Origin of the sequence: Nitrospira japonica (assembly GCF_900169565.1) — a bacterium.
Taxonomy (GTDB): domain Bacteria; phylum Nitrospirota; class Nitrospiria; order Nitrospirales; family Nitrospiraceae; genus Nitrospira_C; species Nitrospira_C japonica_A.
Map to the genome: position 1 here is coordinate 2,051,858 of NZ_LT828648.1, position 13,591 is coordinate 2,065,448.

A 13,591-nucleotide genomic window follows, 5' to 3' on the forward strand; every position below is an offset into this window, starting at 1 on the left:
CGCTGAAGCGCATCCCGTCCCGAACGGCGTTCCCGGTCGTCTTTCAGCGAATTCCCGTGCGGCCTTGCCTGGTGAAAGGCTCGTCTCGGTTTATGAGATTGCCGACGCCCAGCTCGACCGGCTTCGCAAGTCCAAAGATGCCGTCGCTGTACCGGTGCCCGATACTCCAATGGTGGCGGTGACGGAAGGTGAGTTTGTCATGGGTGCCGACGGGACGCAGGCGCTGGAAGACGAGCGGCCGGCCCATCGGCCCTGGCTTGCGGCCTTCTCCATCGATGTGCATGAGGTTACGACGGCTCACTATGCCGAGTTTCTGAAGGCCTCCGGACGCCCAGCGCCCTGGCAGTGGGAAACGGTCGAGCTCTCCCGTCACGGTGATCGTCCCGTGATCGGCGTGGACTGGGCCGATGCGGACGCCTACTGCCGGTGGAGGGGGAAACGGCTGCCGACTGAAGCAGAATGGGAAAAGGCCGCGCGAGGGACCGACGGTCGTCTCTATCCGTGGGGCAATCAAGGCCCTGTTCCGGATCTGGCCAATTTCGCGCTCGGAGCTCGATTCAGTTACAGCCAAGTCCTCATGCCGGTCCATTCATACGAGCGCGGGAAGAGTCCGTTCGGCGCCTTGCAGATGGCGGGCAATGTCTACGAATGGGTGCAGGATTGGTACGGGGCGAACTACTACGAGCTGTCATCCGATCGTAATCCGACCGGTCCGGATCAGGGGCAATTCAAAGTACTGCGAGGCGGCTCCTGGTCTGATCTCCCCAAGTATTTGCTCACCTACGGACGGTTCAAACTTCCGCCGGAGACAAGGAACAGCTATACCGGCTTCCGCTGCGCCAAATAACAAGACGCTGAAATAGACGGTCTTCTCACCCACCCTTCCATTCCGCCCTTATCTCAAAGGGGACAGACACCGCGCGGACGCGGGAAAGGGTGTCAGTCCCCTCTCGCTGCAGACGCTACGGGTACCCACGGAAGGGTCTTGCTCAGTAGATACTCTTGTGGACTTCGGCGGACAGCCCGCTTGTATTCCCCGCGTTGTCGTAGGCGGATAGGGCAAAGTAGTACGTCTGTCCCTGCGGTAGGTTATTGAGCGTGTACGTGGTGACTCGGCCGATCGTGAAGGGCGAACCCGGATAGCTGTAGGTCCCGGACCTGGTCCCGACGTAGACTTTGTAGCCTGCCAGGTCGTTCTCCGTGCCGATATTCCAAGACAGAATCGCATTGCCCGTTTTCTGGACAGGGGCCGGTGCGTTGGACGGCTGGTTCGACGAAGGGGTGCTGGTCTGGGGATTTGGCGTCGAGCCACCGGACGAAGAGCTTGGCGGGGGATTGGAAGATGTGCTCGGGGCCGTCTGGGGCGTCGACTTGGGGGCTGTCGGAGCAGTGCTCGACGGGGTGACGACCGGAGGCAGGGGAGCGTGAACCAGATTCACCAGACCACGGATGTTGAAGAGGTTCAGCGCGGCGCGCGAGCCGCCGTATCCGTTGCTCGATCCGGTCCCGCTCGCCGCGATCGGTTGGACCGGATGCGCAACCGCCATAGGTTGCTGAGCCGCTTGGATCGGACCCGCTGCGGCAATAGGAACAGTTCGGGACGTGCTGGAGAGGTTGATAGCGCTGGCCGGCCTCTGACCGGGTCCAACCGAGACGACCGGAACGGGTTGGACAGCCGGGATTGAATTGGTTTGAGACTGGCTTTGCCGGGCAGAGCCCGGGGTCGTGGTTTGGGTTTCGGCGATCACCTGGATCCGTTCGACAGCGGGATACTTGGCTAGCTTGCGAGGCAAAGACGCAGATGGTGCACTGGCAGCGCCGGGATCAGCCTGATTTTCCAGGGATGAAACGGACGCCATGGCACGCATCTTCTCGGCGACTGGCCTGAGAATCAAGCTGTGACGTGTTCCTACCGCGGGGTCAGCTCCAAACGCCGGTGCCGCGGCCGAAAGGATGGCCAGACAAGCCACCAGATCGCGCAAGGTCGGCGTCTTGATTGAGAATAGATTTCGGGCTCGGCAGGTGATCATGTGCGGAGATGTCCCGAGTTCGTTTCACGCGGTCATCGCAATGAGCGTGCCGAATCTCTGTCTGACGGAGCCGAAACAGCTGTGTCATCGCTCTGACACGGAAGTCTGCAATTTGACGCGAAAATTCCCATTCGGTCGCAAATGATGGCTTTATGACAGCCGCGACGCGGATGGGTCCCCGTGGAGGAAAGCGCCTGCGAGAAGTACCAATACGAACGGATTGGTCGTCAATCCAGAAGGAGCGCAACAAGGAGGAGGAGGGTCAAGAGAGAAAGTACGGAGAGATAGAACGTCCCGCTGCGATCGCCCAGCCACGCGGTTTTCCAGCTATCCGGGTACAGGGTCTGATTCTCGACGATCAAGCCTTCTTCGTAGAAGCCCAGGGCCTGTTCAATCTGGATCAGCACCTGTTTGGCCAACCGATGCCGGTATTGTTGCTGCAAGACCAGCGCGCAAAATAGACCGCACCAGGTCAGGCCCACGACTCCCAACAAGACGGTCTCAGCCGAGGACATCCGGTGCTTTTGGGGACTGAGGAGGAGAGCGAACAGCATCGCGATGAGCCCGAACGAGCCCAGCGCCGTCAGGCGCATCATCTGCTCACGGCGTTTATAGACCTCGTCTTTGTACAGGGGATAGATGACCGTCAAAACCTGCTGAACGCCTTCCGACAGCATGGAACGTCCTAAACTCGCGGTGGGGCAAGATGCAGAATCAGCCAATCGGCGATGGCGGTCGTCATGGTGCGAAAATCCTCGCCCCTGCTGAACTGATGGTCCGCACCGGGCAGAAGGTCAAGCCGCTTGGGTCCCTGTAACGCGTCCATCAATTGCCGGCTTTGATGGAGCGGCACCAACTCGTCGCAATCGCCTTGCACGATCAGGGTCGGGGCGGTGATACGGGTTGCCGGCTCATAGGCCACGCGCACGAGGCTGTCCTCATACAGGCGATAGTTGAGCCGCATGCGGTTCGGACCTCCATGAATGTCCGGAACCCTGTCCGTATCCTTCCAGCGGGCCAATTCTTCCACGCCAAATTCTAAGCGAAGCTCTTCGGCAAAATCCACTACCGGGCACTTGAGCCCCAAGCAGGAGATCGCCGGCCGTTCGGCGACCGCCAGGATTGCGACTAATCCGCCGAAGCTCGACCCCACCAGGCCGATGGGACCATGGCCGCGGGCGGCCACGAAATCCACCGCGGCTTTGGCTTGGCCGAGCGCCAGCGAGACGGTGATGTCCTCGAAACGGCCGTCGCTCTCGCCGTGACCGAAGAAATCGAATCGAAAGGTCGCGAAGCCCTGCTCATTGAACAGGCGGGTCAAGGTTTTATTGGTGGTGCTGTGTTTGTTGGAGAGAAACCCGTGGCAAAGCACTACTGTGCCACGAGCTTGCACCGGCGAGCTGAGGACCGCGGATACGTGATGTCCCAGGTCGTCCTGAATCGTTATCGTTTCTTCCATCTCATTGTATCCGTTTCAAGGTACTAGCGACGGGCCACAGGCGCCGTCTCGGGTCACGCCGTGTCCTTGCCGGCCCGGGTGCTGAAGACCCAGGCAAGTTTGACCGAGAAGAGCGTGAGCGACGTCAGGAACAGGCCAAATGTGACCCACACCGCAGTCTGGACAACGACGGAACCGAGCGGTGCCGTCCACGTGAGTGAAGCCACCAGGCCAAGCCCCGCTGTTCCCATGCTCAAGCCGACGACTTGCGCGACGCGCCATCGATTCATGATGCGGATGAGCATGTCGAGGTAGGGGCCGCGTTTCTTGTTGCTGGCGACCCGATGCGCGGCAAGCGTCACCGGGACCAAATGGGAGAGTGCGCCGAAAATCGTCTGCAGGACGAACCCGGTCAGCGCCGTATGTGTATAGGCTACGAGATGGAGCGTGCCGAACGGCAGGAAGGGATGCTCTCCCAGGTAATTGGCTGCGACCAGCAATCCCATGAACACGGCCAAGACCAGGAAGAACGTCGCGGTCAACAGATGGTCCGATGCGGCATCACCCGGACGGCTGGAAGCTCGCCAGGTGGCAAACAGGTTGAAGGCATAGAGACATACTGCGAGGGCGAGCGCGGTGCCGCCGATGAACTCGATGGAGAGGGAAGAAAGGGCAAACCCGCTGATCAGCACCGCGATGCCTGCCGGCAGCAGGAAAAACACGAGCCTGGAAAGGCGCGGGTTGTGAAGCGGCTGTTGCAGGATCGTCGGAAGCAGGTTGTGCATCGTACCGACGATCGTTACCGTGACGAATCCCATGAGGTTTAAATGCAGGTGGACCAGCCTGGCCGAGCCGGTCCAGGCCGGCTGAATGACCTGCGCCGCCATGCCGATGCCCAGCGCGAGCCCGCCCGCCAGTGCCGCCAAGGCCAACGCGTAGTACCAGACATTCAGCGGCGGCCGGTTGACGCTTCGGCGTGCCTGTTGCCAGGTGTCTCGGCCCACCCAGAAGAAGGCCGCGAGTACAACACAGCCTGCCGCGGCCACCACCTGATAATTGCGGAACCCAAATCCTAAAACCAGCGCCAGGGCGCCGCCGTTCATGGCGGCGAAGAGCACGGGATGAGAGTCCCGCCGGTCCCGGCCGGTCATCAACAGCGTGGACACAAAAGTCAGCATGGCCCCCATGATCATCTGCGCGACGCCGCCGACCAAGGCGCCGTGCACATGCACCAGTCTCAGTCCGGGCGGCAGCGGAGTGCCGCGGACCAATCCGATCAGCGAGGCCATCCCCAGCAACGAGGCGAGCAGCAGCCAGCCAAATCCGGTCATGATGAACGTCAGGGGGCGGCAGGCTGGGAAGGCCATCGATCGCTAGTAGGTTGTTGAAGAACTATTGTGTGACGCCAGCAATGCCGAGACAATCAGGCTCTCTGATTGAGGCAGAATGGCACGCAGGATGTCCAAAAAGCTGGCGGACTTTTTCAACATCCTGTCAGTTATCCAGAAAATAGAAATGATTGGTCGGGCCATGGCCATGGCCGATCGCCAAGCCGTGCCGGATGGCTTCGGTCAGATAATTTTTTGCGGTTTGGATTGCGTCATTGAGCGCTTTGCCCCGGGCCAGTTGCGCGGTGATGGCCGAAGCAAAGGTGCAGCCGGTTCCGTGGGTGTGGGGAGTTTCGATGAACGGGCTCCGAAACACGTGGAAAAAACGACCGTCGTAGAGCAGATCGGTGCCCCGCTCCGTGATCAGGTGACCGCCTTTGATCAAGACGTGCCGGCAGCCGAATCCGTGAATCACTTTTGCAGCCCGGCGCGCGTCTGCCAACGATTTGATTTCGATGCCGGACAGTTGTTGCGCCTCGTGGATGTTCGGCGTGACGAGCAAGGCGAGCGGGAACAACTGCGTCTTCAAGGCTTCGATCGCGTCCGGCTTCAGAAGGGGGTGTCCGGTTTTCGAAATCATCACCGGGTCGACCACCAGATTGGCAACCTTCTGGGGATTCAGAAGCCGGGCCACGACGTCGATGACGGCGGCGGAAGACAGCATTCCGATCTTGACGCCCGCCACGTCGAAGTCGTCGAACACAGCGTCGATCTGCGCGGCGATGATGGACGTGGGAAGTTCAAACACGTCCGTCACCTCCTGGGTGTTTTGAGCCGTAATGGCCGTGATGACGGACATGGCAAAGACGCCGTTGGCCGACATCGCCTTGATGTCCGCCTGGATGCCGGCTCCTCCGCCGGAGTCGGATCCGGCGATCGTCAGGACTTGTTTGAGCGTCGTGTTCATAGGAAGTCCAAATGAGAGAATCGGATGTCTTTATAGCTCAGGGCACCGGGCCTGTCTAGCAAGGAGCATGTCGTTCAGCGAACCAGCAGACGGCCGAGGACTCGTCCCACGGCGTAGCCGACCGGCAGCAGTCCGGTGAGTCCGATGGGGAGAAAGATATACGCGAGGGCGCCTTGTGCGTCGGGAAACCATAGAGTGGAAAACTGGACCCAGGCGCTCAGGCCGATTGCCGCAAGAGCGGCCGTCGTCACGCCCAACATGCGCCGTCCGGCCAGCGGGAACGAGTGACTCGAGGTCCGGCCCAGATGGAGCAGCAGGAAAAGGGCCAGGAGGACGAATGGAACGGCATTCAACAGCCCGACAAGGAATAGATTATAGCCCGGCGCAAACAGGTGGATCCGCCACTGATGCAGTGCTTGTCCGATCGACTGGCGATGTTTAAGCAGATCGACCAGGATGACGGCGAACCAGGGGATAGTCAGGCCCAGGCCAATGCAAGCCCAGTAGAGGATTACGGTCGTCCGGCGGAACCTGGAATGCGAGACGGTTTCGCTCACGGGGTTGCTCCGGTGGCGGGCGTCGCTGACTCGATTGATCGCAGGGCGACCGCCACGGCTTCGCGAACGATCGGGTCCGGGTCGTCAAGGAGTCGCCGAAGGGCGGGTAGCACGTGCGCGGCGCCGGGGCCGATGGCCTCGAGCGTTTCGACCGCCAGGTAACGATGCAGGGGGAGACGGTCGTCGAGGAGCGGGACGATGGCTGGAACCGCTTCCGCCGCCGGGGGCCCCAGCCTGGCGAGACGCTGCAATGCCTCCTCCCGATCGTTCCTGCGCTGCAATCGCGCCATGAGCATCTGGACGTCGGTGCGATGGACGCCGCCGCCGCGGTCCAATGCGATTCGCGCCAGCGAGGCCACGGCTTTGTCGGGATCCTTCTGTAAACCGGCCAGCGGGACGAGCGCGGTCGTCGGGATTGGAACGGCGAAGGCGAACAGAGAGACGGCTCGATGCCGCACGCCGGGCGCCCGATCAAACAGAGCCGTGGTCAGCGCGGTTGATACGTCGGCCTGCGGAACGCCGATCGCGCCGAGCGCTTCGATCGCTCGTTCCCGAGTGAGGTCGTCTTCGTCCGCCAGCATTTTGACCAGCGCCGGCACAACCGGCTTTGCGAGAAGTCCCAGCCCACCGAGCAAGGCGCAGGTGTGGCGTCTGACCTCCGCGTCCGAATCGCCCAACCCCGGAAGGGAATCGTGCATGACTTGGCGAGCGGCCTGAAGGTCTATGGAGCGGAGCGCGGATGCCGCCGCAAACCGCATGCTCCAGTTAGGATGGTGTAAGGCATGATCGACGAGCAGAGATGCGGCGGGATACGCATCCGCCTTCAATTCCGAGAGTCCTTGTGCCGCCAGCATCTCGGTCTGCAGGTCCTGGCTCTGCAAGTCCCGGATAAGGCCCGGCACGGCCCGTGAGCCGGTGTGCAGCCAGAACGTCAGTGCCAACAGGCTTGCACCGACCAGCAAGGCAACGACATGCCCCGCGATCTGTCGCGGAGTGAGAATGGTAGGAGAAACGGCCTGATCCTTGTTCACACAGCCTTCCGCACGTTCTTTACTCTCCCTTCAGCTTGTGGCCGGTGCCTACGCCATTACAATCTGCTAGGGACGGGAGGGTTTCGAAGCGTTATCAGAACGCTGTTGGGGGGTTGCCGCGCGCATCAGTAATCCTTTCTTCTCTCCTCACACTTTCTTGGCCGGTGCGATTTCCCAAACTTTCATGGAATTCAGCGGCTGACCGGCGACTTGCATGGAGGCTCGGGTCACCGCACTTGCCGAACGGATGTGGTCCGCTCGGCGGACGGCGAGCACTGTTCGAAGTTGCGTTCATGTGAAGCATCGAACGCAACAAGTTGCACAGCCGAGCAGACGTTGGGCTTAGTGCGGTCGAGCCGCAATGTCGGAGCCGACAGTCGCTGGATTCCCTGCCCGCTACACCGGCCACTGCTCCTCAGTCCAGGCCATTTCCCAGAACATCCATTCGTAGCGCGAGCTGATCACGAAGGACTCTTCCATTCTGCGCCGCTCTTCCTGTCCGGCCGTTTTCGCCCAGCGATCGACCTGGCGTCTCATCCACCGCTGCACGTCGGCAAATTCCGGAGAGGCATAGAGCATGAGCCAATTCCGATAGGGATGGGTGTTCGGAGGCGGGCCTTTCCGCAAAAGATGCCGGCCCACGACGTAATAGATCCAGGCGCAAGGCAGCGCCACCACGGCAATTTCGGCCGCCGTGCCGGAGGCGGCGACCGCGAGCATGTGACGCGTATAGGCGTAATTCGTCGGAGCCATCGGAACGGAGGCCATGGCGCGGGCGGTTATTTTCCACCCGGTTCCATAGTTCTCGTGCAGGCTGCGTTCGACGGTGATGGTATCCTCCGCCAGCTTGGCGAATCGCAATGCCGAGTCCGAGTCCGGCGCGCGCAAGGCGCCGGCGGCGAATACGCGGGACAGGTCGCCGAGGAAACGCGCATCCTGCAGGATGTAGTAGCGGAATTTACGCTGGTGCAAGGTGCCGTTACCCAGCGCCACCACGAATGGGTGTGAGAGTTGCGCGGTCCAGATCGGCTCGGCGAGCCTGCGGAGATGATCGCTGAACGACATGAAGGACTCCTTTCCCAATTCGACGGAACGTCGCCGACGCGGTCATTCCGCGGCTCGTCAGGCAATTCGGACTATGTGACCGGCACCCAGGGCCTCGGCAAACGATTGATGCCGTCGAGCGCGGCGACCTTGTAGCATTCGGCCAGCGTCGGATAGTTAAAGACGGTATCGACGAAGTAGTTGATCTGCCCCCGGTAGGCCATGACGGCTTGTCCGATATGAATCAACTCGGTCGCTCCTTCTCCGATCGCATGGACGCCGAGAAGTTGGCGGGTCTGCCGGTGAAACAGCAGCTTGAGCAAGCCGGTTTCGTCGCCGATGATTTGGCCCCTCGCGATTTCACGATAGCGGGCGATGCCGATGCCGTACGGAATGTCCGCCTTTGCGAGATCTTCTTCGTTGCGTCCCACCATGGAGATTTCCGGGATGGAGTAGATCCCATAGGGAAGCAGCTCGGTATCGGTCCCGTCGGGAGCTCCGAAGGCGTGGCAGGACGCGTGACGGCCCTGTTGCATCGACGTGGAGGCCAGGGCGGGAAACCCGATCACGTCCCCGACCGCATAGATATGGGGAATCGCCGTTTGAAAGTGTTCGTTGACGCTCACGCGTCCGCGCGCGTCCGGCGTAATGCCCACCGCGCCGAGATTGAGATCCTGGGTCGCTCCGACGCGGCCGATCGCATACATGAGCGTGGCCGCCGCGATCGGGCCGGCATGCCGGAGCTGGACGTGAATCAGGCCGTCCTGCTGTTTATGGATCGAGACGACTTCCTCATTGTGGTAGAGCGTGACGCCGATCTCCTTCATCTGTTGTTGCAACGCATCAATGATCTCCGCATCCACGAATTCCAGGAGCCGAGGACGTTTGTCGATCAGGATGACGGGTACGCCCAGGGCCGCCAGCATCGAGGCGTACTCCGTCCCGATGACTCCTCCCCCGACGATGACGATGGACTGGGGTATGTGCTTGAGCGTCAACAACTCATCGGTGTCGATGATCGATTCGTGGTCGAAGGGGACGTCGTCCGGTTTGGCCGGTTCCGATCCCACGGCGATGACGATGAAGTCGGCCTCAAACTCGACCGATCCTCCGCCGGCTTGCGTGACGCGGAGCCGGTGGGAATCGACAAAACTGGCGGTTCCATAGATCATGTCCACGCGGTTCCGCGTCATCTGGTTCTCGACGATCCCGATTTCGTTCTTGATGACGTGATTGGTGCGAAACGCAAGGTCTTCGATGGTAATGGCCGTCTTCAAGCGGTAGTCGGCCCCATAGATGCTCCGTTGGCGAAAGCCGGACAGATAGAGGACCGCCTCGCGGAGAGACTTGCTTGGAATGGTTCCGGTGTTGATGCAGACGCCGCCGACGACGACCTTGCGCTCCACGATCCCGACTTTTTTGCCGAGTTTGGCGGCCTGTACGGCCGCTTTCTGTCCCGCCGGACCAGTGCCGATCACCAGGAGGTCGTAGCGACTCATCGGGTGCCTTGGTTCGCGTTGAGGTGTCAGGCCGGTGTCGTGGGTGCGATTCCCCGTGGTCAATTTGCCGTGATTAGCGACCGCGCCACGTTAAAGGCTTCTTCCATGTCCGGCAGTTGGCCCAGTTCGGGGGGCACCTGGATGTAGCGGACCTTGTTGTGCGGATCCACCACCATGACGGCCCGTGCCAGGATGTGGGGATCCTTCAACAGCAGCCCATAGGTCTTGCCGAAATCGGCGCTTCGGTAATCGGACAGAAACGTGACGTTGGCGATCTTGGCGTCGGTCGCAAAGCGCTTCTGGGCGAACGGTGTATCGATGCTGACGGTAATCAGTTCGACCATCCGGTCCAGCCCCTTGTTCTGCCCGCTGAGAATGTGCGTCTGCTGTTCGCAGACCTTGGTGTCCAATGAAGGCACGACGCTGATGATGCGGACCCTGCCCTTGCCCTTGGTTTCCGCGATATTGATGAGCGAGAGATCGGCTTGGGCCACCTTGACGTCGCGCAACTGGTCGCCGGTCTTGATGCCGGTCCCTGTCAGGACCATGGGACTGCCCTTGTACAGAACGGTATGTCCCTCCCCGGTCTGCGCCGTTCCATCCGCGACGGGAAGATTCTTGTACGTGAAGACGGAACCGGATCCCGAACCCATGCAGCCTGACAAGACGAGGGTGCCGGCCGCCAGGAGCAGCAGTGGTCGTCGCATGCGGGGGACGGTCATGACGATGCCCGGTTCGGTCATGGCTCTGCGGTCCGAGACGTGAGGAATTCCATTATAGCCTGATTCGCCTGTTCCGGCTGTTCCCATTGCGGAATATGCCCGGCATGGGGAATCGTGACCAGTTTCGATCCGTGGATGGTCCGGTGCAAATCTTCGCCGACGGCAAGGGGGAAGACTCGGTCCTCCTGACCCCAGAGGATCAAGGTCGGATGAGTCAAGGTTCCGAGGCGCGGAGCGAAATCGGTTTCCCACACCGGCAGACTGTCCCGAAGGGCCATCAACGGCGGGATGAGACCCGGCCGCCGGCGGTTCCGATCCGACCGTTCGAGCACGGCCGGTGTCAGCAGGGCCGGATCGTGAACGACCTCCTTCAGCACCGATTCGAGCATCAATCCGCCGAAGAGCCAGTTGCCGAAGGACACCATCCAGGCCGGCGCGCGGGATTCCAGCGCCCGCTTGATCGTCGGACTCGTCAATTTGCTCGCCACGTGGCTCGGAAGACCGTCGATGAGGATCAGTTTGTCGACGCGCTCCGGATGGGTCAAGGCCATGCCGATGGCCAGTCCGGCCCCCATCGAATTGCCGACGAGCGTGGCGCGGGACAGGTGCAGCGCGTCCATGAACCCCGTAAAGTAGTCGAGCAATTGCCCGGTCGTGTAGGCAATGTCGGGTTTATCGGAGAGTCCGGAGCCAATCAGGTCGGGGGTAATGAGGCGGACATGCCGGCCCAGGACCGGCTGTTGATGTTCCCACTGCCACATGGATCCTCCGAAGCCGTGGAGGAGGATCATGGCGTCGCCCTGCCCGACGTCGAGATAGGCGATCTTGTGTCCGTGGACCGAGGCCGTGCGGATGGGAATGCGTTCGAACGCCTCGAACTGGGTGGGGATGGGAGCGGGCGATGAGCAGGCGGTCATCGGCAGCCAGAACAGCAGGGTAGTGAGAATCCGGAAGAGGCCGACAGGGGCCGGATTGGCGGTACCAAACGGCGAAATGGCCTACTCCAGTTGGATGATGGTTTCGTCGGTCTTCACATGCTCCCCTTCCTCGACCAGAATGGCGGTCACCGTGCCGTCCATCGGCGCGGGAACCTGGCTCTCCATCTTCATGGCTTCGATGATGAGCAGGGGATCGCCGGTCGAGACGCGGTCGTCTTTGGCGACCAGGACTTTGACGACGCGACCCGGCATCGGAGGGGCGACGTCGCCTGGTTTGACCGGTTTGGGCCGTTTGGGCTTCGCTCCGCTCGACGTCTCCGCGGCTTCGGGCGTACCGGCGAGCACTTCCTGGATCGCTTCGAGGGAGACCTCCTCGAGCTTGTCGTTGACCCGGATGTAATAGGGCTTGCGTCCGTCGACCTTGCGTCCGGAGCCGGACACCTTCACGTGATAGGTTTCGCCGTGCACGGTCACATTGAATTCCACCGGAGCCAGATGAAGTTCGCCGCCGGCGGCGGGACCCATTGCGAGGTTGGCTTCGAGCGGCTCGGGCACCAGATCGCCCTTTTCACGGGCTTCGAAGAAGTCGCGGGCGATCGCGGGAAAGAGGACGAACGACAGATGATCCTCGACCGTCGTGGCGGAGTCGGGCAGTTCTTTTCGGGTCGCTTCCAGTTCCGGTTCCAGCCGGTCGGCCGGCCTGGTCTTGACCGGTTCTTCGTCGCCGATCGCACGGGCCATGACGTCGCGCGCCACCTGTCCAGGCGCCCGGCCATATAGACCGAGAAAATAGTTCTTCGTTTCGTTCGTGATGACCTTGTAACGCTCGCCGGTCAGGACGTTCAGGGTTGCCTGGGTGCCGACGATCTGGCTGGTCGGCGTGACGAGGGGCGGATAGCCCATGTCTTTTCTGACCCGGGGAACCTCGTCGAGCACTTCCTTCATGCGGTCGAGCGCGTTCTGCTCGGACAGCTGCGCGGCGAGATTGGACAGCATGCCTCCCGGAATCTGAGAGGTGAGAATCTCGGCGTCGACGCCCGTGACGTCGCTCTCGAACTGCCGGTACTTCCGTCGCACGGTGCGGAAGTGGTCCGCGATCGGTTGAAGGGCCGTGAGATCGAGTTTCGTGTCGTACAGGGTCCGCTGGAGAGAGGCGACGATCGATTCGGTCGGAGGATGGGACGCTCCCCCGGCCAAAGGCGAAATGGCAGTGTCGAGGATATCGAGACCGGCCAGGACGGCCATGAGCGCGGACATCGTGCCCATGCCGGAGGTATAGTGGGAGTGCAGATGGATCGGCACGCTGACCGCCTGCTTCAGGTTCTTGACGAGCATGTAGGCGTCCATCGGGGCCAGGAGTCCGGCCATGTCCTTGATGCAGATCGTGTCGGAGCCCAGGTCCTCCAGCCGCTTGCCCATCTCGACGAATCCTTCAAGCCGGTGAACGGGACTCACGGTATAAGAAATGGCCGCTTCAACGTGCTTGCCGCAGGCCTTCACCTCCTGGATCGCCCGTTCCAGATTGCGAATGTCGTTGAGCGCATCAAAGATCCGGAAGACGTCGATGCCGTTCGCGGCCGAGCGCTCGATGAACCGGTCCAGCACGTCGTCCGCATAGTGCCGGTACCCGACGATGTTCTGCCCGCGGAGGAGCATCTGCAGCTTGGTGTTCGGCATTGCGGCGCGCAGCGCCCGCAGCCGCTCCCAAGGATCCTCCTTCAGGTAGCGCAGGCACGTGTCAAAGGTCGCGCCGCCCCAGACTTCCAACGACCAAAATCCGACCGCATCCAGCTTTTGGGCGATCGGCAGCATGTCCTCCGTCCGCATCCGCGTGGCCAGGAGGCATTGATGCCCGTCCCGCAATCCCACTTCGGTCACGAGCACCTGCTTGCCCGCCGCCGGCTGAATCGGCCAATCCTGTTTCAGAACGGCGCGTTTCTTCGATGTCTTGGCCGCAGGAGCTTGCGGACGTTTCTTGTGCGTCGGTTTCTTTCCGGATGACCGTTTCGTAGCCATGGCTTCTCGCTTAGATCATGA

Annotated in this window: 13 protein-coding genes; 1 reads left to right on the top strand and 12 read right to left on the bottom strand. The window is 61.5% G+C overall.

Features of this window, described 5'->3' with window-relative positions; genetic code table 11:
- The first annotated feature begins 64 nt into the window (after positions 1-64).
- Positions 65-847 carry a formylglycine-generating enzyme family protein gene (locus NSJP_RS09860; protein WP_155970053.1) on the top strand — a complete coding sequence of 261 codons (783 nt, stop codon included), beginning with the start codon at positions 65-67 and terminating at the stop codon, positions 845-847.
- Positions 848-989: 142 nt separating this feature from the next.
- On the opposite strand, the gene NSJP_RS09865 is transcribed toward NSJP_RS09860, so the two are convergent.
- The 12 genes from NSJP_RS09865 to oadA all read right to left on the bottom strand — a co-directional run bounded on the left by NSJP_RS09865 (position 990) and on the right by oadA (position 13,570).
- Entirely contained in the window at positions 990-1,859 is an 870-nt protein-coding gene (locus NSJP_RS09865) for a fibronectin type III domain-containing protein (RefSeq protein ID WP_172834267.1), read from the bottom strand.
- A gap of 398 nt (positions 1,860-2,257) precedes the next feature.
- Entirely contained in the window at positions 2,258-2,707 is a 450-nt protein-coding gene (locus NSJP_RS09870) for a hypothetical protein (protein WP_080886742.1), read from the bottom strand.
- An 8-nt stretch (positions 2,708-2,715) separates the two neighbouring features.
- Positions 2,716-3,489 (bottom strand): alpha/beta hydrolase, encoded by a 774-nt coding sequence (locus tag NSJP_RS09875; protein WP_080886743.1) that lies wholly within the window; start codon positions 3,487-3,489, stop codon positions 2,716-2,718.
- 53 nt (positions 3,490-3,542) lie between these two features.
- Positions 3,543-4,799, bottom strand: coding sequence for a cbb3-type cytochrome c oxidase subunit I (locus NSJP_RS09880; RefSeq protein ID WP_080886744.1), 1,257 nt, complete (start codon positions 4,797-4,799; stop codon positions 3,543-3,545).
- Positions 4,800-4,962: 163 nt separating this feature from the next.
- Positions 4,963-5,763 (bottom strand): bifunctional hydroxymethylpyrimidine kinase/phosphomethylpyrimidine kinase, encoded by an 801-nt coding sequence (thiD, locus tag NSJP_RS09885; protein ID WP_080886745.1) that lies wholly within the window; start codon positions 5,761-5,763, stop codon positions 4,963-4,965.
- A gap of 74 nt (positions 5,764-5,837) precedes the next feature.
- Positions 5,838-6,320 (bottom strand): hypothetical protein, encoded by a 483-nt coding sequence (locus NSJP_RS09890; protein WP_080886746.1) that lies wholly within the window; start codon positions 6,318-6,320, stop codon positions 5,838-5,840.
- Positions 6,317-7,351, bottom strand: coding sequence for a HEAT repeat domain-containing protein (locus NSJP_RS09895; protein WP_080886747.1), 1,035 nt, complete (start codon positions 7,349-7,351; stop codon positions 6,317-6,319). The genes NSJP_RS09890 and NSJP_RS09895 overlap by 4 nt, the downstream gene beginning before the upstream one ends.
- 396 nt (positions 7,352-7,747) lie before the next feature.
- Positions 7,748-8,416 (bottom strand): thiaminase II, encoded by a 669-nt coding sequence (tenA, locus tag NSJP_RS09900; RefSeq protein WP_080886748.1) that lies wholly within the window; start codon positions 8,414-8,416, stop codon positions 7,748-7,750.
- Between the two features lie 71 nt (positions 8,417-8,487).
- On the bottom strand, positions 8,488-9,894 hold the full coding sequence (sthA, locus tag NSJP_RS09905; RefSeq protein ID WP_080886749.1) for a Si-specific NAD(P)(+) transhydrogenase: 1,407 nt from the start codon (positions 9,892-9,894) through the stop codon (positions 8,488-8,490).
- A gap of 59 nt (positions 9,895-9,953) precedes the next feature.
- Positions 9,954-10,637 (bottom strand): thiol peroxidase, encoded by a 684-nt coding sequence (gene tpx, locus NSJP_RS09910; RefSeq protein ID WP_155970057.1) that lies wholly within the window; start codon positions 10,635-10,637, stop codon positions 9,954-9,956.
- Complete coding sequence (locus tag NSJP_RS09915) at positions 10,634-11,533, bottom strand: alpha/beta fold hydrolase (RefSeq protein WP_080886750.1); 900 nt, start codon at positions 11,531-11,533, stop codon at positions 10,634-10,636. The genes tpx and NSJP_RS09915 overlap by 4 nt, the downstream gene beginning before the upstream one ends.
- A gap of 81 nt (positions 11,534-11,614) precedes the next feature.
- Positions 11,615-13,570 (bottom strand): sodium-extruding oxaloacetate decarboxylase subunit alpha, encoded by a 1,956-nt coding sequence (gene oadA / locus NSJP_RS09920; protein WP_080886751.1) that lies wholly within the window; start codon positions 13,568-13,570, stop codon positions 11,615-11,617.
- Positions 13,571-13,591: the final 21 nt, after the last annotated feature.

What these genes read in the sequence shown, in the direction of transcription:
- NSJP_RS09865 (WP_172834267.1), bottom strand. Translation starts at nt 1,859, where the DNA reads ATGGCGTCCGTTTCATCCCTGGAAAATCAGGCTGATCCCGGCGCTGCC.
- NSJP_RS09870 (WP_080886742.1), bottom strand. Translation starts at nt 2,707, where the DNA reads ATGCTGTCGGAAGGCGTTCAGCAGGTTTTGACGGTCATCTATCCCCTG.
- NSJP_RS09875 (WP_080886743.1), bottom strand. Translation starts at nt 3,489, where the DNA reads ATGGAAGAAACGATAACGATTCAGGACGACCTGGGACATCACGTATCC.
- NSJP_RS09880 (WP_080886744.1), bottom strand. Translation starts at nt 4,799, where the DNA reads ATGACCGGATTTGGCTGGCTGCTGCTCGCCTCGTTGCTGGGGATGGCC.
- thiD (WP_080886745.1), bottom strand. Translation starts at nt 5,763, where the DNA reads ATGAACACGACGCTCAAACAAGTCCTGACGATCGCCGGATCCGACTCC.
- tenA (WP_080886748.1), bottom strand. Translation starts at nt 8,416, where the DNA reads ATGTCGTTCAGCGATCATCTCCGCAGGCTCGCCGAGCCGATCTGGACC.
- sthA (WP_080886749.1), bottom strand. Translation starts at nt 9,894, where the DNA reads ATGAGTCGCTACGACCTCCTGGTGATCGGCACTGGTCCGGCGGGACAG.
- tpx (WP_155970057.1), bottom strand. Translation starts at nt 10,637, where the DNA reads ATGACCGAACCGGGCATCGTCATGACCGTCCCCCGCATGCGACGACCA.
- NSJP_RS09915 (WP_080886750.1), bottom strand. Translation starts at nt 11,533, where the DNA reads ATGACCGCCTGCTCATCGCCCGCTCCCATCCCCACCCAGTTCGAGGCG.
- oadA (WP_080886751.1), bottom strand. Translation starts at nt 13,570, where the DNA reads ATGGCTACGAAACGGTCATCCGGAAAGAAACCGACGCACAAGAAACGT.